Source organism: Ectobacillus sp. (genome assembly GCF_056992975.1).
On record NZ_JBXKMX010000262.1, the window covers coordinates 1 to 19,688 of the forward strand.

The window sequence follows — 19,688 nt, forward strand, 5'->3', positions numbered from 1 at the left end:
ACGCTAACAATTCTTTCGAGGTAATGCCCCCCGCTTCAAGCGTTCCCGTTCCAGGTGCATGAGCAGGATCTAATACATCGATATCAATCGTAACATAAACAGGACGCCCTGCTAATTCTGGTAATACTCGCTTAAGTGGTTCTAGCACATCGAATTTAAACAATGGCATACCGACTTCCTTTGCCCAGTCAAACTCTTCCTTCATGCCGGAACGAATTCCGAACGAATACACATTTTTCGGCCCAATTAAATCGCATGCCTTTTTAATTGGTGTACTGTGAGAAAGTGCTTCCCCTTCATATGAATCGCGAAGATCAGTATGTGCATCCATATGTATAATAGCAAGGTTCGGATACTTTTTGTACATTGCCTTAATAACCGGCCAAGTCACCAAATGCTCGCCGCCCAGTCCAAGCGGGAACTTCCCGTCAGCAAGTAATCCATCAATATACTCTTCAATCATATCAATGCTGCGCTGCGGATTGCCAAACGGCAATGGGATATCGCCTGCGTCGAAATATTTTACTTCATCAAGCTCACGATCCATATATGGGCTGTATTCCTCAAGGCCAACAGAAACCTCGCGAATGCGGGCTGGACCAAAGCGAGAACCTGGTCGAAAGCTAACCGTCCAGTCCATCGGCATCCCGTAAATGACAACTTCTGATTCCTCATAATTGGGATGGCTTTTTATAAATACATTTCCAGAGTATGCTTCGTCAAATCTCATATAAATGTTCCTCCTCTATTTCAATACATCACTAACGAACTTCATCAACTGCGTTATAAAGTTACTCAGTAATCGGGAAAATTTCTAAACCATCTCGTTTATATGTAACGAGCGCTTGCTTTTCACGTTACAATTCCAAGAATAAACATAATGTTCCCTATACAAAATAAAACAAATCATCCTAAAAGTATAGCAAATTTGTCGAAAAAAGATTTTAAATTTCCCATGTACTTTGCAACATGTTTATATTTTTAGTAAAAAAGGGGGAATTATGTGGTAGCCATGATATACGAGAAAGGAATGGGTGCTTACAGGAGACGTAGAAGATACAAGCGGTTTCTTTGATAGTTTAAAAAAGAGTACTAGCACGAGTTACAAATAGTCTCTTGCACAACATTAAAGAAAGCTCCTGATTTCTTCTTTCCAAATGGTTACGGATAGGAATTGCAAAAATCGTTTATATACAGTAAAAATGAAAGAAAGACCGATTGTTAATCGGTCTTTCCTAGTAATTAATTGATTTAGACTTTTCTTGCTGGTTTAATTCTCCATTTTTTAAAGAACTAATTCTGTCTAACATACTAAGCAACTGATTATATTTTGATAATGTTTCATTATCATCAACCTTATGACCAGATTTAAAGAATAAAATATTTCCCGTTCCATTACTAATTTGATTTCTTACTTCGAGAATTCGTTTTAAGTTTTTGGCAGTCCCAATACTTCCAGAAATAATATCCACTTCTTCAGGAAATATTTTCTTTATACTGTTTTCAAAATATGGGAAATGGGTGCATCCAAGAACAATCGTTCCGTACTGCTCTAAATTCAAGGAGCCTAGTTTTTCTCTTAAATATGGTACAACTATCTCTTCTCGAAATTCAAAGTTCTCGGCAAATTCTACAAGACCAGGAAGGGGCAAACTTTCAACAATATCGTTATGGTCTATACTTTTTACAAGATTATGGAATTTTTCCTCTTTAAGAGTCAAATTGGTTGCCAATACTAATACTTTTTTTCGTTTTCCGTCACAGTTTTGAACAGCAGGTTTCACGGCTGGCTCAATACCCAAAATAGGGAAGTCATACTTTTGGCGAAGGTCATCCACTGCAATACTGGTTGCAGTATTACAAGCAATGACTAATGCTTTGATTCCTTGATTAGCCATAAAGTCAACTGCATTAAATATATATTCCCTTACCTCTTCTTTTGGTTTTTCACCATATGGAACGTGTAAGGTATCCGCATAAAATATGTAATCCTCATTCGGCAAAAATCTTAATGCTTGATGAAGTACAGTCATTCCACCTATGCCAGAATCAAAAAAACCTATTTTCATTACTTTCACTCTTTTCCTAAATTAATGCCATTAACCACTTAATTTATATTACCACATTTTTTATTTACTCCTTATTTCTTCTCAATCAACTGAACAATTAGGTAAAGTAAACATAGAAAACGCACAGCAAAACATTTACTGTGCGTTTTTTGATGCAAATTTACTTATATTTTGATTGCTAAATAATCTTTCTCAGGAGCTTCTTCCTACTATACATTACTTATTTTACATTCGTTTTATTATAGTTTGTAATTGCCGTATTGATTGTTTTTGCTGCATCTTGCATTGCTTGTGTAGATGATGAATCACCTTTAATCATTTTTTCAAGATTCAATTCAACTGTTTGGCGAGCTTCTGGGAATACACCGAGAAGAGCACCTGTAGCTGTTTTTGGTGAATCATGTAATTGATTGATTGCTGTTTGGAACTGTGGATACTTTTGTAAATAATCTTTCTCAGATTGGATGTCATATGCTTTCTTCGTTACAGCAAAGTAACCTGTGTTTTGACTCCAGAATGCTTGTTGTTCAGGTGATACCATATATTTAATAAATTCGAATGCTGCTTTTTGTTTTGCATCATCTTTCTTATCCATTGCCCATAGAGATGCACCGCCGATAGATACCCCTACGTTTTTATTTGGATCTACAGTTGGAAGGTAAGCTGTTCCAATTTCAAAACGATCGCCTACACCCTTCATGATGTCTTTTAAAGATGCAGTAGAATCCATTGTGATTGCAACTTTACCAGCGATAAATGCGCTCTTTGTATCGTCTGTTTTGCGGCCTAAGTTCACAGCAGCACCGCTGTCATATAATTTTTTCCAAGAATCAAATACTTTTTGTCCAGCACCGTTTGTATCAAATTCAACTTTTGTTGCTTTGTCAGTACGACCGTTACCATTGTCAGCAAAGTTAGCTCCTTGTTTAACAAGTAATTGCTCAAAGAACCAGCCATATGATGCCAAGCCTAAGCCGTTACGTTCTACTTTATCGCCATTTTTCTTCGTTAATTTATTTGCAGTGTCAATTAATTCATCGAAAGTTTTTGGAGCTTTTTCAGGATCTAAGCCAGCTTCTTTAAATGCAGTTTTGTTGTAGTACATAATAGGTGTAGAAGAGTTAAAAGGCATTGAATATAACTTCTTATCTACTGTGTAATAAGCAAGTAAGTTTGGTTCTAAAGAAGAAGTATCAAACTTTTGCTCGTCAATTAATTTTTGCATTGGAACTGCATAACCGCTATCAATCATGAAGCGTGTACCGATATCATATACTTGCATTACATCAGGGCCTGCATTTCCTTTAGCAGCGCTCTTTAATTTGTTGATTGCTTCATCATACGTACCTTGGAACTGTGCAGTAACATGTACTTTCTTTTGGGAGTTGTTAAAGTTTTCTACCATTTTGTTAATGGCTTCACCGCCGGCACCGCCCATTGCATGCCAGAACGTAATTTCAACAGGAGCTCCATTATCTGTTGTAGTGGAAGCAGTCTTTTGACTCGTGCTACAACCCGCTAACACTGTGGCAAATGTGAAAACTGCCATAATTATCATTAACAATCTCTTTTTCATGATGACTCTCCTTTTGTTTTTGGCTCTTTTAAATTTGCCTGTTGATTTCCGCTCCAGGTGCGAGCTTTCCGCTAGGCTTAGGGAGCCTCCTCGGCGCTATGCGCCTGCGGGGTCTCCCTTAACCCGTTTTTCCCGCAGAAGCCCGAGCACCTTCCGCTCCAATCAACAATAAGCATTAACAGAGCCTTATTTTTAAATTAGCCCTTCACGGAACCTGAAGTGATTCCAGAGACGAGCTGCTTTTGCCCAAAGATGAAAATAAGAGTAGATGGAAGCAATACGAGCACGATGCCGGCCATGATAACGCCGAACGACTGTGACTCTGCATTTTGCAGCATTCCGACACCAATTTGCACGGTGCGCATGCTGTCTTTATTTGTAATGAGCAGCGGCCACATATATTGATTCCAGGTGCTTAAAAAGGTATACACACCAAGAGATCCAATGGCTGGCCGAGAGAGGGGCAGCAGAATTTGTATAAAAAAGCGAAAATTGCTGCAACCATCCATTTTTGCTGCTTCATATAATTCTTTAGGAATGGTCATGAAATACTGTCTCATAAGGAAGATTCCCATTGCAGAAGTTAAAAACGGAAACGTTAACCCTTTAAAGGTATCCATCCAGCCCCATGAACCAATCGTCATATAGTTAGCAATAATAATGGATTCACCAGGAATCATCATCGTTGCTAAAACAAATAAGAATAATAGATTCTTAAATGGAATGCGGAAATAGACAAACGCGAATGCGGCCAAGCTACAAATGATAATTTGTCCGATTGTTACAACGGTAGAAACGATGAAACTGTTTTTTATAAATGTAAACAAAGGTGCTGCAGATAAGGCCTGCGTATAATTATCGAAGTATAAACTACCTGGCCACAGCACTTTCGGAGATGCAAACACTTCGTCTGGTCGCATAAAGCTAATAGTTATCGCATAGAGAAGCGGAATAATCACGATAAGCCCTACTATCAATTTCAAAAGAAATAAAATAATCTTCATTGGTAATGCACCCACTTCTTTTCATAGTGGAATTGAATAAGCGTTACGACTAGCATAATGACAAACAGGATAATCGATGATGCACTAGCTAGACTAAAGCGGTTATTCAAAAACGCTTGTTGATAGATTGTATAGACAAGGACGTTCGTGGAATTTGCTGGACCGCCTTGCGTCATAATATTGACTTGTCCAAACGCTTGAAAGACATCGATAATATTCACGACGAAAACAAAGAATAACGTCGGGGTTATGATGGGAAGCGTGATTTTAAACAAGGTTTGGAAATATCCTGCTCCGTCAATCGCAGCACTTTCATAGAACTCTTTCGGAACACCGTTCAATGCAGCTAGTAATAAGATAAAATTAAAGCCTATATGCATCCATGCAGTAACAATTGCAATGGAAAGCAATGCCCAGCTTGGATCACTTAACCATCCGATTTGTTGTCCAATTAAGTAGTTTATAAGACCAATCGTTGGATGATAGAGAAGCATCCAAATAACTGAAGCACATGAAATTGATACCGCCATCGGCATCGCATATAGCACACGCAATAAGCTGCTACCCTTTGCTTTCTTCTGCGAGAGCAAGGCTAATACCAATCCGCCTATAATCGCTGGAATCACAGTAAAAATAACGTATTTAAATGTAAGGAGTAAACTATTCATAAACTCCGGTGATTCGAACAGCTCTTTGTAATTATCAAAGCCTACGAATTCAACGGCTTTTCCTACTAAGTTCGTCAAGTGAAAGCTTAGGTAAATGGTTTTGAAAAATGGATAATATACAAACACAATAAATATGAGAAAAGCCGGAAATAAGTAAACAAACGGCTCAATCTTTTTCCCTATTTTTGCACTTGCTGATTTAGCTCGTTCTGTCTCTATACGAACCTCAGACTTCTGCTCTACCTCGATTGTAGGTTGCATCTCTTTCCCCTCCTAACTGTCTTGCCAATAGCGAGTATATCAATCGATTGTTAACAAAATTGCCACATATTATTTAGAAACTATTAAAAAAACAAAAAAAGTATTAAACTTTGTAAATTTCATCAATTCACTTGTGAGCATGTCGCCTCCGGTTTCATAATGGAATCGATATAAATGATTCTACGATAAGGAGAATTTCATATGAAAAATCAACCTCTCATTTTCGGACACCGCGGGGCAAGAGGTACTCACCCCGAAAACACGATGATCTCATTTCAAGAAGCAGCGCGCACTGGTGCGCATGGAATAGAATTTGATGTTCACCTTTCTAAGGACGGAGAAGTCGTCATTATTCATGACGAAACGCTTAACCGTACGACAAACGGTAGCGGCCTCGTATGTGAATACACACTAGAGGAGCTAAAACAACTTGATGCTGGATCCCATTTTAACGCAGCCTTTCAAGGGGCGCGCATCCCAACGCTTCGTGAGGTGCTTGCATGGCTATGCGGCAACGAACTTCTCATTAATATTGAATTGAAAAATGACCGCATCCATTATATAGAGTTAGAGCAAAAGGTAATCGCTCTCGTACGAGAATTCCACTTAGAAAAACGCGTCATTTTCTCTTCCTTTAACCATAAGTCCGTTGCTGAACTCGCTGATCTTGCACCGGACATCGAACGGGCAATTTTATATCACTTTCCGCTGCAAGATGCCATGGAAGAGGCACGCCTTCATCATGCAAGCGGTCTTCATCCAAACTTTCAGCTACTAACAAAGGAATTCGTAGACGAAGCGAAATCGCAAGGCTTTACACTTCGCCCCTATACGATAAATGATGAAGAAGATATAAAACGTATGATTTCATTTGGAGTAGACGTAATTATTACAGATTATCCAAGTGAAGCTTTATCTCTCCTGCACGCATGATATAAATGGCAACAAGAAAAAAATGACGACAACTCATACGGGTTGTCGTCATTTTTTTCCAATCCTCTCGTTTAAAAAGATGAAAACTCCTCAATACTAGTAAGAACAAGCATTTGAGGGGGAGCATCTATGGAGCTTATTACCAATAAAAAAACGGCGAAGATTATTCGTATACTAGGTACATGTACGATAACCGTTTCTTTTATTCTAGTAGTCACACTATCCATACTTATTTTGGCTGCTAAAATTGCCGGTCCACCGCCCATCAAAGTTATGCAAACGTCCGTCTTCTACGCAAATGACGATTCCATCATCGGACAAAGCCATACGGGACAAAACCGGTATTGGGCTGTAATGAGTGATATAAGTCCTTACGTCAAAGATGCAACCATCGCTATTGAAGATCAGCACTTTTTCGATCATAGCGGGTTTGATGTAAAACGTATTGCCGGTGCCGCTGTGGCCGATATAAAAGCGATGGCTATGGTACAAGGAGCTAGTACGATTACACAACAATATGCAAGAAACCTCTATTTAGGTCACGATAAAACATGGATTCGAAAAATGATGGAGGCTCTTTATACGATTCGCTTAGAAGTAAATTATAGCAAGGAACAAATTTTAGAAGGTTATTTAAACACCATTTACTATGGGAACGGCGCCTACGGAATCGAGGCAGCGTCGCGGCTCTATTTTAATAAACATGCTAAAGACCTAACTCTTGCCGAGGCAAGTTTACTTGCTGGCATTCCAAAGGGGCCAAGTAATTATTCCCCGTATACAAATTTAGCAGACGTTACAAGTCGTCAGCATCTCATATTAGCTGAAATGGAGCGGCAAGGCTACATTTCAAAAACAGAGGAACAAGTAGCAGCACAGCAAAAATTAGTATTTGCCACAATACAAAAAAAAGAGGACGAAATAGCACCTTATTTTCAAGATGCCGTCCTGCAATCTCTGCTTAGTGATACGAAATTAGACGAACAAGTCATGCGTGGTGGACTTCGTATATACACCACCCTCGACAGAAATCTACAACAACTTACTGAGCAAACCGTTGCAAAGACGATTCCAAGCACAACGGCACTCGAAACTGCGGTCGTTGTGATGGATCCAAAAACGGGAGAAGTAAAAGCATTACTGGGGGGAAAGGATTATAAACAAAGCCAGTTTAACCGCGCCACGCAAGCCTATCGCCAGCCCGGTTCCACTTTTAAGCCCTTTCTCTACTACGCGGCTCTCTCACATGGATTTACAGCAGCTACCCGGCTAAAAAGTGAGTTTACCACCTTCCCATTAGACGATGGTACCACCTATAAGCCATCCAATTACAATAATTATTATGCCAATGATTTCGTGACAATGACACAAGCACTTGCTGTATCTGATAATGTATATGCAGTGAAAACCCACCTATTTTTAGGTGCAGACACGCTCGTCCAAACAGCGAAGCAGTTCGGCATTACAAGTGAACTGCAAGCCAATCCGTCCCTTGCCTTAGGAACATCACCTGTAAAACCCATTGAAATGGCCGGCGCCTACAGTATGTTCGCAAATGGAGGCAAACGGGTGACGCCTATCTTTATTCGCCGCATTGTTGGCCCAGACGGAAAGATTTTGTATGACTCCCATGTCAAAGAAGCGCAAGTATTAGATCCAAACCATGTTTCTGTCATGCAAAGCATGATGACGGGTATGTTCAACAAGAAGCTAGACGGATACGCAAACGTAACAGGTCAAGGGATTGCAGACAGACTAACAAGAACGTACGCCGGAAAATCCGGATCAACAAAAACCGATAGCTGGATGATCGGTTTTACCCCAAGTCTTGTCACCACCGTCTGGACAGGCTATGACCGTGAAAAAGAAATAACCAATGTAGACGAACAAAAATACGCCAAGGAAATATGGGCACAAATTATGGAACAAGGACTACAAGACAAACCAAAAGAGGAATTTGAAAAATCAGCCCAAATCATTACGGTAGACGTCGATCCGAAAACCGGAAAAATCGCCACAAATGGATGCGCCCCGTCCGTTAGCATGAGCTTCGTAAAAGGAACGGAACCAACCGAATACTGCGTAGAGGATGGAAAAAGCGCAGACACCGGACAACCAAAACCGAAACAAGAGCAAAAGTGGTGGAAAAAATACATTCCGTGGTAAGAGAGGGACCTCTACATGGGAGGCCACTGAAAAAGGTATCACTCTCTAATATATTAGAGAACATAAAAAAGCAGCGTAGCTTATAAAGTACGCTGCTTTTCCTTTAATCTCCGAGAAGTTCTTTCTTTAGCTTCTCGCTAGAAGCATTCCACATATTTAGATTGTGCTGCTTTAAAAATTGTCCCAGTACGATTTTAGATGGTTCATCCATATGATCCACGATAATATGACGTTTTAAAGATTTATCCATTCGGTTTACATGCTCAGGAAGTAGCTTATAACCGCGGCGTGCTTCGCGGTCAATGATCATTTCACAAGCAGTAACACCGGCATAATAAGCACCTGTTTGAAGTTGCTCAATCGTTACCCAAACGAGCCAATAGGCTTTGCCGTTTACGACTTCCTCTTTATTGGGGGAAAATTTAATCCCTTTTTCCACCTCGCTACGAGCATGCATGGCAGCTATATCGACAACTGCTGTACCTTCTGCGACATCTACAATAACGGGAGATACATTTTCTAAGCTAAGTACGCCCACTCCATATCCACCGTGTCCACTTGTTGAATCATTTTTTAAAATCGTAAACCCAGGTTGCTTTTTACGTGGTTCTTCCATGTTTGTTCCTCCTTACCTTATAAATGGAATAGGGGCCGAATGACACTTTCAAGCGAGCCTGCGACGAAAGGTACAATCGTGTTAAAAATAGGTTGAATTGTATATCGATCCAATGGTGTTATAACAAGAATAAGAAAAATAATCGCACCGTAATTTTCAAATTGCGTCATTTTTGCACGTGCGTTCATTGGCATCAAATCTTCAACAATTCGGTAGCCGTCTAGCGGTGGCAACGGAATCAAATTAAATACAAACAATACAACATTTAAGCTAATAAAAATGGTAAAGAAACGATATAAGGTATCTCCCACTGCGACTGGCAAGGCATCTGCCACGCCTACCTTAATGAGTGTATACCAAATAAGTAAGCCAATCCCGCTAAGAAGCAAATTACTAACAGGTCCTGCTACAGAAACAAGAATGCCGGCTAATCTCGGTTTTTTAAAGAAATATGGATTTACCGGTACTGGACGCGCCCAACCAAAGCCAAGCAAAAAGATTGCCAGCGTTCCGAACAAATCCAAGTGAGCAAAAGGTGATAGCGTTAGACGTCCTTGCTTCTGTGCCGTAGGATCCCCAAATTTATACGCGACAAAAGCATGCGAGAATTCATGCACAGAAAAGGCTAACATAAGCGCAATTGCAACTAACGGAATATCCTTTAACGGGTATACAAATAAATGGTCCATTCTTCCTCTCCTCTACACACATCTATTATCATTAGCATAGCAGAATTTTTTGTAAAATGTATGTTTACCGATTACAATTCGCTATAATAAGATGGTACAGCTAAATGAAAAAGGAGCGATACCTATGCCATATGTAACAGTAAAAATGTTAGAAGGCCGCACAGAAGAACAAAAAAAAGCGTTAGTAGAAAAGGTAACAGCTGCAGTAAGTGAAACAACAGGTGCTCCTGTTGCAAACGTTACAGTTTTCATCGATGAAATGTCAAAAAACCATTATGCGGTTGCTGGCAAACGCTTGAGCGACAAATAAGCATTTTCTTTAAAAAAGCAGCTTAGGCTGCTTTTTTAATTATTCCCGTTTAGCAGGCTGATAATTTTATCCTTTATCTTCCCTTTTCTGCCGGTTTCATATAAAAAGTCATGTGGATAAAACAACTTTTGGTCCGTCCGCTTCTTACCGGAAATGGCTTCGACAATTTCGGATTCTCGTGATAACTCCCGTAGTTCTCCATTTGGCATGAGCAATAAAATAGGTATTCTTCCTTCTTCATCCCCTGCCCGGTAAAAGTCATAGGGCAAATCAGAAGTGCTATCCATCACAAGATAATAGTCCGGATCAATTCCTGCTTTTTTAAACAATGAATTTAATTCGACCCAGTTATTTAGACCATGTTGCTTATCAGCAAAATCAACATATTTGAATAGATTCCGATTCAAAAAACGCCGACTTAAATCACTTAAAATGCTATCCTCTTCCTCTTGCCATACTTGAAAATAGTAATACATAATATTTTCATCTAGCTTTAAATAGTCTTCTAATGTCACATTTTCCTCAAATAGCGAGTAGAAATGTACAGGATTATATGTAAATTTGTATTGCTGTTTATACAGTGTCTTTGCTCGGTGCAAAATTTTTGTGAGAATGACTTCCGCACTGCGCGTAACCGGATGAAAATATACTTGCCAATACATTTGATACCGACTCATAATATAATGCTCTACCGCATGCATCCCACTCGCCTTAATAACCACTTGATGTTCATGCGGACGCATTACACGTAAAATGCGCTCCATATCAAAATTACCATAGCTAACGCCGGTAAAATAAGCATCCCTAAGTAGGTAATCCATCCGGTCTGCGTCAATTTGACTCGAAATCATACTAATAGCTAGCTTATTATCGGAAGTTTTCGCAATAACATCTGAAACCTGCTTTGGAAACGAATCATCCACGCGGCAAAGCACCTTATTCACTTCTGTATCTCCCAATATGATGGCCTGCGTAAATTTTTCATGATCAAGGTGAAACACCTTTTCAAAGGAATGAGAAAACGGACCATGACCGACATCGTGAAGTAATGCAGCACACAGGCATAACAAACGATCCTCTGTATTCCAACTTGGTCTTCCATCAAATATATCATCAACCATACGACGAACAATTTCATACACGCCTAACGAGTGATTAAAACGACTATGCTCCGCACCATGAAACGTAAAAAATGTCGTTCCTAATTGACGAATACGACGCAACCGCTGAAATTCCTTCGTACCTATTAAATCCCAAATTAATTTATCATGAACTTGAACATACTTATGTACAGGGTCTTTAAATACTTTTTTCTCGCTCATCTTGTTATTCGGATACAAGAAACATAACCCCCTTTTCTACTCTTTATATTCATTATATAGAACAACCACATGAATTTAAATTATCAGTATGTATATATAGTAATAATTATACAAATATTTTAAAAAAAGCACTTCATTTTCGGCGAAGTGCTCTCTAAAATCCTATTACTTATTTAATTTACTCTCAATCTTCTTCAATAATTCCTCTTCATTTATAGCGGATACAGGACGATTATTGACGAATGCGAACGATTTCTTTCGACCGGGACCACAATAAGATTGGCAGCCAATTACAATGTCTGCTTGCGGATCTAATTTCTGCAGACGCGGCAGCAATGTTTTTAGATTCGTTGCCTGACAATCGTCACAAACGCGGAATTCATTTGCCATTTAGCACATTCCCTTCTCTATATAAAACTTACAAGTACAGTGAAATAAGCATATTAACTAAAAGGTATTTTACCGCTCTTTGTGACTGTATGCAAGTTCCCTACTGCAATCTACCAATTTTTTGAAAGGTTTGTATAAAATGAAGAGCTTTAGGCTATTCTAAAAATAGTAATTTCTTACAATGGGGAAAAGGAGATGAATCTATGAAAGTGAGACAAGATGCTTGGACTGATGAAGATGATTTACTATTAGCAGAAACCGTGCTGCGTCATGTACGTGAAGGTAGTACTCAATTAAATGCGTTTGAAGAGGTAGGAGATAAGCTGAATCGCACATCTGCAGCGTGTGGATTTCGTTGGAATGCAGTTGTTCGTTACAACTTTGATAAAGCGTTGCAGCTAGCAAAGAAACATCGCAAGGAAAAAATGAGAGCAGCAAACGGCGATCAATCCAAGAAAAAATTACTATATTCACCGCCCGCTTCGTTCGCAGCTCCTATCGCCTCTCTTCCAAATGAAATAGAAAAAGAATTAGAGGGGGAAGCACTACCAATCCCTATCTACACTTCGCAATCTATTTCGATGCAGGATGTCATTACATTTCTACAAACTCTCGATTATTCAGACGTGAAGGCTACGGCTCTGGAAAGAGAGAATGAGAGACTCAAGAGGGAGCTTGCTGAATATTCACTGCGAAATCAAGAATTGCAAACAAAGATTCAGCAAATGGAGCATCAATCATCAACAATTCAAGAAGACTACGAAACGATTTTAAAAATTATGAACCGGGCACGCAAGCTTGCGTTAACTGAAGATGACGAAAGACCAAGCACAGCGTTTCGGATGGATCGGAACGGAAATTTAGAAAAAATTGCAGAGTAAGAAGAACCAGGAGATGGCGCAAATGCTGTCTCCTTTTGTATATATTCTCCCCTTCGACACATTGTGTTCACAGAAAATTCCACAAGTCCCTTCTATACCTATGCTAAAATAATAGTAAAATTTGTGTTCGTTAACAGAGGGGCTAAAATTAGATGAAAAAAAAGAAAAATTATTCTTCATTTCCCTACATACTCATCGTTGTGATTCTTCATATAGCGGGAATTAGTGGATTATTATTTTCCATGCCCAATCATCCAGTCCTATTAGGTATGGGAATACTTGCCTACACGTTAGGACTACGGCATGCGTTTGATGTGGATCACATTGCAGCCATTGATAACACCGTTCGAAAATTAGTGGAACAAAAGAAGAATCCTGTCGGAGTTGGCTTTTTCTTCTCACTTGGCCATAGTACGGTAGTAGTATTACTAACGATATTCACTGCTTTTTCTGTGCAGTGGGTAGGGCAAAAGCTTCCACAGATGAAAGAAATGGGCGGGTATATCGGAACAATTGTATCCGGATCATTTCTCCTTCTGATTGGCATTTTAAATTTAATCATCTTATTTGATATTTTTCGTGTCTTTCTCTCCATGAGGGAAAAACATTATAAGGAAGCAGAAATGGAGCAGCTTTTGCTAGCAAGAGGCTTTCTATCCCGCTTTGTGCAGCCTTTATTCGCATTTATCAACCGGAGCTGGCATGTGTATCCAATTGGTTTTTTGTTCGGACTCGGATTTGATACGGCAAGTGAAGTAGCCTTACTAACACTATCAGCCGGGGCAGCACAACATATTCTTCCTATCTATGGAATTCTTTCCTTACCGATTTTATTTGCCGCCGGGATGAGTCTAATGGATACGGCTGATGGTATCTTCATGACGACAAGCTATAAATGGGCGTTTGATAAACCGATTCGGAAAGTCTATTACAATTTAACGGTCACCGCCATCTCCGTTTTTGCAGCACTATTCATCGGTATGATCGAGCTAGCCCAGATTGTTATTCCGTATATTGGACTGCAAGGCGGCATTTGGGGATATATCGAAGATCTTGAGCTTGGAAATTTAGGCTATATTCTCGTCATTTTGTTTATCTTAGTATGGGGAATCTCGTATTTCACATGGAAATTTTTCCGTATTGAAGAAAGATGGAGTCAAAAGCATACGTGATCAACCTCCTTTTTTGCTATAATAGGCAAAAGTTGAACGTAAGGAGCGAATTGTATGAACCAATCTATTCTTTCCCAACCAGAATGGCGCATTATTGACCAGTCCACCCTAGGTAACCCTGCCCTGCACTCCTTTGCCATGGACGATACGCTATGTAAATCAGTAGGAAAAGGAAGCGCACCCGCTACGATGCGTTCTTGGGTTCACCCTAAGACGATTGTGCTTGGTATTCAAGACACGAAGCTCCCTCATTTACATGAGGGGCTTGCTTTTTTGAAGAAGCATAACTATAACGTCATTGTTCGAAATTCTGGTGGCTTAGCTGTCGTTCTGGATGAAGATGTGTTAAATATTTCCCTCATCTTACGTGAAATGGGTAAAGGAATTGATATCAACGCCGGCTACGATGCGATTTGGGAGCTTATTAAACTAATGTTTGCAGACTACGATGTAAACATAGAAGCAAAGGAAATTGTCGGATCCTACTGCCCAGGTAGCTATGATTTAAGCATTGCAAATAAAAAATTTGCAGGTATTTCACAGCGGCGTATACAGGGCGGCGTAGCCGTACAAATATACCTATGCTTAGCCGGAAGTGGACAGGAGCGCGCTTCCATTGTTCGGGATTTCTATGAAGCAGCACTGCAAGGAGAACAAACAAAGTTCGCCTATCCTACCATTATTCCAAGCACAATGGCGTCTCTTTCTGAATTGCTTGGCGAGTCGATTTCTGTTTCTAACTGTATGCATCGTCTGCTGCGAGCGTTGCAGCAAAAAAGTACAGTACTTAAAGCATCCCAGCTTACACCAGAGGAATTTCCGCTCTATGAATTCTATTTACAGCGTATAACTGAACGAAATGAAGAAGCATTTTCTTAAGCTAGTTTCTCAGAAACTAGCTTTTTCCTCGTTCCTCAGTTTCCCTTTCATCCGAATCCATTGTATGGTAGAGAAAAGAACAATATTTCCAGGAAAGGAAGAACAAGCGTGAAATCTTTTTTCAGTAAGCCGGAGAAACAAAATGTACCCGAAGCATCCCAAATTCAAGGATTTGATATCGATTTAAACAAGGAGAGTCTTACTCGAATTGACCACCTCGTTGACCATTATGAGCAGCATATCTTGCGGCAAATTGATGAGGAATATAATATTCGAACAACACTAGCAAATCGGCTAGCCGACAATATCGCACGGTTTGGCGGAAGCTGGACCTTCATCACGGTTTTTGGCGTGTTTTTGATTTGTTGGATGATCTGGAACAGTCTTCCTTACACGAAGCCATTCCATTTCGACGAGCAGCCATTCATTTTGTTAAATCTATGTCTATCCTTTCTTGCAGCTTTTCAGGCCCCCATCATTATGATGAGTCAAAACCGACAAGCCGCAAGAGATAAACATGAATCCATCGTCGATTTTGCAATTAACTATAAGGCTGAAGAAGAAATTGATGATATGCAAAGCCATTTACACCGCATCGAAAATGAGATGACGGAAATTAAACAATTGCTTCTAGAGCTGCGAAAGGAAAAACAAGAAAAAATAGACGAGTGACGCTCGTCTATTTTTAATGAAACTGCGTTTGAAGTGCTGTAATCATACAAAGCTTATACACATCATCTGCATTGCAGCCGCGCGATAAATCATTGACTGGTTTATTTAATCCTTGCAAGATTGGACCTACCGCTTCAAACCCACCGAGCCGCTCAGCAATTTTGTAACCAATATTTCCGGCTTCAATCGACGGAAAAATAAAAACGTTCGCATTACCCTTTATCACAGAATTCGGCGCCTTTTTCGCTGCTACAGAAGGAACAAATGCTGCATCAAATTGAAATTCTCCATCAAGACAAAGATCGGGTGCTAGCTCCTTTGCAATAGCGGTTGCCTCTACTACCTTTTCCGTTTCCGGAGAAACTGCCGAACCTTTTGTCGAAAAGCTAAGAAGTGCAATGCGCGGCTCTAAATCAACCATTTCGGCCGTTTTGGCACACTGAATCGCAATTTCCGCTAAATCTTGGCTCGAAGGGGAAATATTGATCGCGCAATCACCAAAAATATAGCGTTCCTCTTTCCGTACCATAATAAAGGAACCGGATGTTTTTGCGCAGCCAGGTTTTGTTTTTATAATTTGCAGGGCTGGGCGAACTGTATCTGCCGTTGTATGGGCAGCTCCGCTTACTAAGCCATCCGCCTTTCCTAAGTATACAAGCATCGTCCCAAAATAGTTTTCATCCTGTAACAAAGAGCGGGCATCCTCTGCTGTCACTTTCCCTTTGCGTCTCTGAACAAATGCCTCCACCATCGCATCCATCTCTGTGTACGATGACGGATCATAGAGCCGAATTCCTTGTAGCGAAATCGCTAATTCTTGTGCCCTCTTTATAATTTGTTCTTCCTTACCAAGCAGGATTGGCTGGATAATTCCTTCCTCACTCAGTTGCTGCGCGGCAGCTAAAATCCTCTCATCCGTTCCTTCTGGAAGAACAATGGTCAGATTACGAGGTAGCTTTTCTTTTATCTCTTGAAATAAATCACTCATGCGAATAACCTCCTGGATTTATATGTACTTACATTATTTAAAAAAAATAGATATTTCATCTTATTTTAAACACTTCCCTAGTAAAATAGAGAAGAATTATTTGTGAGATTTATGACAAATTTCTACATGGTGGATTACGGTTCTGTTTTTTTGCTAGATTATGCTATAGTAAAGATGTAAATCATGAGAATGTCGAGGTGACTGTTAAAATGAGTGAAGCAGCAAAAACGTTAGATGGTTGGTATTGTTTACATGATTTCCGTTCAATTGATTGGGCAAATTGGAAGCAGTTAACGAGCGATGAACGGCAAACAGCAATTGTTGAATTTTTACATATAGCTGAAAAATGGAACAAAGCAGAAGAAGCACATGCTGGCAGCCATGCAATTTACACCATTGTTGGTCAAAAAGCAGATATCATGTTTATGATTTTGCGTCCAACGATGGAAGAATTAAATGAAATTGAAAACGAATTCAATAAAACGACGCTTGCCGCATACACAATTCCTGCGTATTCCTATGTATCCGTCGTAGAACTTAGCAACTACTTACCTGCGGATGAAGACCCATACAAAAATCCGCGCATCTTATCCCGTCTATACCCTGAACTGCCACAAACGAAATACGTTTGTTTCTATCCAATGGACAAGCGTCGTCAGGGTAATGATAACTGGTATATGCTTCCAATGGAAGAAAGAAGAGAACTTATGGCAAGCCACGGCAAAATCGGCCGTCAGTACGCTGGTAAAGTTCGTCAAATCATTACAGGCTCTGTCGGCTTCGATGACTACGAATGGGGCGTTACCCTCTTTGCAGATGATGTTCTTGAATTCAAGAAGCTCGTCTATGAAATGCGATTTGACGAAGTAAGTGCACGTTACGGCGAATTTGGCTCTTTCTTCGTGGGAAACATTCTTCCTATTGATGGAGTAGCAAAATTTTTGCATGTGTAAAAAAATAAAAAGGTCCGAGACGTTCCCTTTATGTCTCGGACCTTTTTGTATTATTTTCTTAATTACCCAAAGTGTCGCTTCCCCATTTATACCTATTCTTCATCGTACTAATTTTTCTTCCCATTTCATATATTTAATTGAAAAGACATTACACATTTCGTTCTTCCTTGTAGCAAACTAAGTTACGAGGCTTCTCGAAAAGGTTAGACATTGTGTAAGGGAAAGTGATATTTCGCTTGCACGAAGAACGATTAACGGGAAACTATTTTGGACCGGCGACGTATCGGCTTTGGCTCTTCAGGCCTACCGGAGATCATTGTTCGAAAGTGTATTCCATTTAACTAGGAGGGATATAATGGCAAGTCAAAATCCATATTACGGATCTGGCTATTATCAGCCTGCCGGAGGACAGATTCCTTCTTACCCACAACCACAGTACAGTCCGCAGCAAACCGCTCAGGCTGCGCAGGCACAGCTAGCAATATCACAAGGCATGCTACCGCTTGAGCAATCCTACATTGAAAACATCCTTCGCCTGAATAAAGGCAAAACGGCTACAGTTTATATGACATTTGAACGCGGCAGTCAGATGGGCACGCAGAAATATACAGGGATTATCGAGGCAGCCGGCCGCGATCATATTGTCATTAGTGAGCCAACAACTGGCAAACGCTATTTATTGCTCATGGTATATTTAGATTATGTAGAATTTCCTGGTGAAATCAACTATCTTCCACAACCGCAAGCTACGACATATACATCGAGATAAAAAAAGCTGGCAGGATGTCCTGCCAGCTTTCTATGTATTACAACCCTTTAATCGCTGCAATTGCGAGCAAGGTCCAAGCCGTTAAAAAGGCAACTCCGCCTAGCGGTGTAATCGCACCGAGTATTTTGATTCCTGATGTACTAAGTGCATACAAGCTTCCGGAGAAAAGAAGAATGCCCGCCACCATAAACCATCCCGCTGTTGAAACAAGCGAAGAATTTACCTTTGTCATCAAAAATGCTACGACAAACAATCCGCCTGCGTGAAACATTTGATACGTCACACCTGTTTTCCAAATTTCCAACATCTTAGCAGATATTTTCCCTTCTAATCCATGAGCCCCAAATGCGCCAAGTGCAACAGCAAAGAAGGCCATGATACATCCTAACAAGAAGAATATTTTCATATGTAACCACCCTTTTTTATTTTATGATAAAGAAAATTCAGAAAAGATGCCACCTTTAGAAATCAAGTAGAGAATTTCCGTTGGCCTCTTCTTCCTCTTCATAGATATGCTGTGTTTCCTTTATTGAAGTTGGCGGTAGCTTTGAAAACGTAGATTCCTTCTTTGTATCCAGCACAAGATCGCATAGCGCCCGCAATGCAGCCACATGTTCGCGCAAATCATCCGGCTGCTGTTTTGCCCTAGAGAGTTCACTTTGCATTTTGTTTAAAATTGCCTCGATTGGTACTTGCATATTTATCACCTCATCCGCATTATCGTAAGCGCATTCTCTTTCTTCATCATATCATGTCACCCACTTCTTTCACAAAAAAGCTACAAAATAGAATAGGACTTTCGTTGCACTACTTTTCTAATATTGATAGGATAAGAGAGTGAAATCCATTCCAGAAAGGACTCATAATTATGGAATACAAAATGATCGTTCTCGATTTAGATGATACATTACTACGTGATGACCACACCATATCACCACGTACAAAAGAGGCTTTAATGAAGGCGCAAGAAGAAGGGGTAAAGGTTGTGCTCGCTTCCGGACGTCCGACGTACGCAATGCGCGGCGTGGCAAAGGAATTACACTTAGAAGAATACGGCAGCTTTTTGCTATCCTTTAACGGCGCAAAAATCACAAACTGTAAAACAAACGAAGAACTCTTCAGTAGCACGCTATCTCCTGAAACCGTTCATCGTCTTTACGATATTAGCAAACGCGAAAACGTTTGGATCCTGACCTATGTAGGAGATTCCATTGTAACGGACGAAGTTTGCATTCACACTGAAACGGAACATCGCATTACCGGTTTGCCAATTTCAGAGGTTGCTAGCTTTAAAGAAGCAGTAACCGAACCCGTTGTAAAAATTCTCATGTTAGAAGACCCAGAACGACTAGCCGTTGTGGAAAAGAAAT

At 40.1% G+C, this 19,688-nt stretch carries 22 protein-coding genes; 10 read left to right on the top strand and 12 right to left on the bottom strand.

Going from position 1 to position 19,688, the window contains the following annotated elements; all coding sequences use genetic code 11:
* The 5 genes from speB to AC11ZT_RS12010 form a co-directional block, all read right to left on the bottom strand.
* On the bottom strand, positions 1–730 hold a 730-nt coding region (speB, locus tag AC11ZT_RS11990; RefSeq protein ID WP_484059816.1), incomplete at its 3' end, for an agmatinase.
* Between the two features lie 505 nt (positions 731–1,235).
* Complete coding sequence (gene murI, locus AC11ZT_RS11995; protein WP_484059817.1) at positions 1,236–2,069, bottom strand: glutamate racemase; 834 nt, start codon at positions 2,067–2,069, stop codon at positions 1,236–1,238.
* A gap of 220 nt (positions 2,070–2,289) precedes the next feature.
* The gene (locus AC11ZT_RS12000) at positions 2,290–3,645 is read right to left on the bottom strand and encodes an ABC transporter substrate-binding protein (protein ID WP_484059818.1); all 1,356 of its coding nucleotides are present in this window, start codon (positions 3,643–3,645) and stop codon (positions 2,290–2,292) included.
* Positions 3,646–3,842: 197 nt separating this feature from the next.
* Complete coding sequence (locus AC11ZT_RS12005; RefSeq protein ID WP_484059819.1) at positions 3,843–4,649, bottom strand: carbohydrate ABC transporter permease; 807 nt, start codon at positions 4,647–4,649, stop codon at positions 3,843–3,845.
* Positions 4,646–5,578, bottom strand: a complete 933-nt coding sequence (locus tag AC11ZT_RS12010) for a carbohydrate ABC transporter permease (protein ID WP_484059820.1) — start codon at positions 5,576–5,578, stop codon at positions 4,646–4,648. Before AC11ZT_RS12010 ends, AC11ZT_RS12005 begins: the two co-directional genes overlap by 4 nt.
* Positions 5,579–5,779: 201 nt before the next feature.
* Here AC11ZT_RS12010 and AC11ZT_RS12015 point away from each other — a divergent pair, with 201 nt between their 5' ends.
* Positions 5,780–6,511 (top strand): glycerophosphodiester phosphodiesterase, encoded by a 732-nt coding sequence (locus AC11ZT_RS12015; protein ID WP_484059821.1) that lies wholly within the window; start codon positions 5,780–5,782, stop codon positions 6,509–6,511.
* Positions 6,512–6,640: 129 nt separating this feature from the next.
* On the top strand, positions 6,641–8,677 hold the full coding sequence (locus tag AC11ZT_RS12020) for a transglycosylase domain-containing protein (RefSeq protein ID WP_484059822.1): 2,037 nt from the start codon (positions 6,641–6,643) through the stop codon (positions 8,675–8,677).
* 103 nt (positions 8,678–8,780) lie between these two features.
* Here the strand turns inward: AC11ZT_RS12020 and AC11ZT_RS12025 are convergent, their stop codons facing one another.
* Both AC11ZT_RS12025 and AC11ZT_RS12030 read right to left on the bottom strand, forming a co-directional pair.
* Positions 8,781–9,293, bottom strand: coding sequence for a YwhD family protein (locus AC11ZT_RS12025; RefSeq protein ID WP_484059823.1), 513 nt, complete (start codon positions 9,291–9,293; stop codon positions 8,781–8,783).
* Positions 9,294–9,310: 17 nt separating this feature from the next.
* Positions 9,311–9,982, bottom strand: a complete 672-nt coding sequence (locus AC11ZT_RS12030) for a site-2 protease family protein (RefSeq protein WP_484059824.1) — start codon at positions 9,980–9,982, stop codon at positions 9,311–9,313.
* 124 nt (positions 9,983–10,106) lie between these two features.
* Between AC11ZT_RS12030 and AC11ZT_RS12035 the strand changes: the two genes are divergently transcribed.
* Positions 10,107–10,292 (top strand): 2-hydroxymuconate tautomerase, encoded by a 186-nt coding sequence (locus AC11ZT_RS12035; RefSeq protein WP_484059825.1) that lies wholly within the window; start codon positions 10,107–10,109, stop codon positions 10,290–10,292.
* A gap of 35 nt (positions 10,293–10,327) precedes the next feature.
* On the opposite strand, the gene AC11ZT_RS12040 is transcribed toward AC11ZT_RS12035, so the two are convergent.
* Positions 10,328–11,614: an HD domain-containing protein gene (locus AC11ZT_RS12040; RefSeq protein ID WP_484059836.1), complete on the bottom strand. Its 1,287-nt coding sequence runs from the start codon at positions 11,612–11,614 to the stop codon at positions 10,328–10,330.
* Between the two features lie 165 nt (positions 11,615–11,779).
* A complete protein-coding gene (locus AC11ZT_RS12045) occupies positions 11,780–12,004 on the bottom strand; it encodes a YuzB family protein (protein ID WP_484059826.1) in 225 nt (74 codons plus the stop codon).
* A 203-nt stretch (positions 12,005–12,207) separates the two neighbouring features.
* Between AC11ZT_RS12045 and AC11ZT_RS12050 the strand changes: the two genes are divergently transcribed.
* The 4 genes from AC11ZT_RS12050 (at position 12,208) to AC11ZT_RS12065 (ending at position 15,608) form a co-directional block, all read left to right on the top strand.
* A complete protein-coding gene (locus AC11ZT_RS12050) occupies positions 12,208–12,885 on the top strand; it encodes an RsfA family transcriptional regulator (protein ID WP_484059827.1) in 678 nt (225 codons plus the stop codon).
* A 152-nt stretch (positions 12,886–13,037) separates the two neighbouring features.
* Positions 13,038–14,057 carry a HoxN/HupN/NixA family nickel/cobalt transporter gene (locus AC11ZT_RS12055; RefSeq protein ID WP_484059828.1) on the top strand — a complete coding sequence of 340 codons (1,020 nt, stop codon included), beginning with the start codon at positions 13,038–13,040 and terminating at the stop codon, positions 14,055–14,057.
* 54 nt (positions 14,058–14,111) lie between these two features.
* Positions 14,112–14,936: an octanoyl-[GcvH]:protein N-octanoyltransferase gene (gene lipL, locus AC11ZT_RS12060; RefSeq protein ID WP_484059829.1), complete on the top strand. Its 825-nt coding sequence runs from the start codon at positions 14,112–14,114 to the stop codon at positions 14,934–14,936.
* A gap of 108 nt (positions 14,937–15,044) precedes the next feature.
* On the top strand, positions 15,045–15,608 hold the full coding sequence (locus AC11ZT_RS12065; RefSeq protein ID WP_484059830.1) for a DUF1003 domain-containing protein: 564 nt from the start codon (positions 15,045–15,047) through the stop codon (positions 15,606–15,608).
* A 13-nt stretch (positions 15,609–15,621) separates the two neighbouring features.
* On the opposite strand, the gene pta is transcribed toward AC11ZT_RS12065, so the two are convergent.
* Complete coding sequence (pta, locus tag AC11ZT_RS12070; RefSeq protein ID WP_484059831.1) at positions 15,622–16,596, bottom strand: phosphate acetyltransferase; 975 nt, start codon at positions 16,594–16,596, stop codon at positions 15,622–15,624.
* A gap of 209 nt (positions 16,597–16,805) precedes the next feature.
* On the opposite strand from pta, the gene hemQ reads away from it, so the two are divergent.
* Positions 16,806–17,549, top strand: coding sequence for a hydrogen peroxide-dependent heme synthase (gene hemQ, locus AC11ZT_RS12075; protein WP_484059832.1), 744 nt, complete (start codon positions 16,806–16,808; stop codon positions 17,547–17,549).
* A gap of 352 nt (positions 17,550–17,901) precedes the next feature.
* The gene (gene gerQ / locus AC11ZT_RS12080) at positions 17,902–18,318 is read left to right on the top strand and encodes a spore coat protein GerQ (protein ID WP_484059837.1); all 417 of its coding nucleotides are present in this window, start codon (positions 17,902–17,904) and stop codon (positions 18,316–18,318) included.
* Between the two features lie 37 nt (positions 18,319–18,355).
* Here gerQ and AC11ZT_RS12085 read toward each other — a convergent pair whose 3' ends face one another.
* Together AC11ZT_RS12085 and AC11ZT_RS12090 are read right to left on the bottom strand one after the other, a co-directional pair.
* A complete protein-coding gene (locus tag AC11ZT_RS12085) occupies positions 18,356–18,724 on the bottom strand; it encodes a DUF423 domain-containing protein (protein ID WP_484059833.1) in 369 nt (122 codons plus the stop codon).
* Between the two features lie 55 nt (positions 18,725–18,779).
* Positions 18,780–19,016 (bottom strand): YwdI family protein, encoded by a 237-nt coding sequence (locus tag AC11ZT_RS12090; RefSeq protein WP_484059834.1) that lies wholly within the window; start codon positions 19,014–19,016, stop codon positions 18,780–18,782.
* Between the two features lie 170 nt (positions 19,017–19,186).
* Here AC11ZT_RS12090 and AC11ZT_RS12095 point away from each other — a divergent pair.
* The coding region (locus AC11ZT_RS12095) for an HAD-IIB family hydrolase (protein ID WP_484059835.1) at positions 19,187–19,688 on the top strand (502 nt) is incomplete at its 3' end.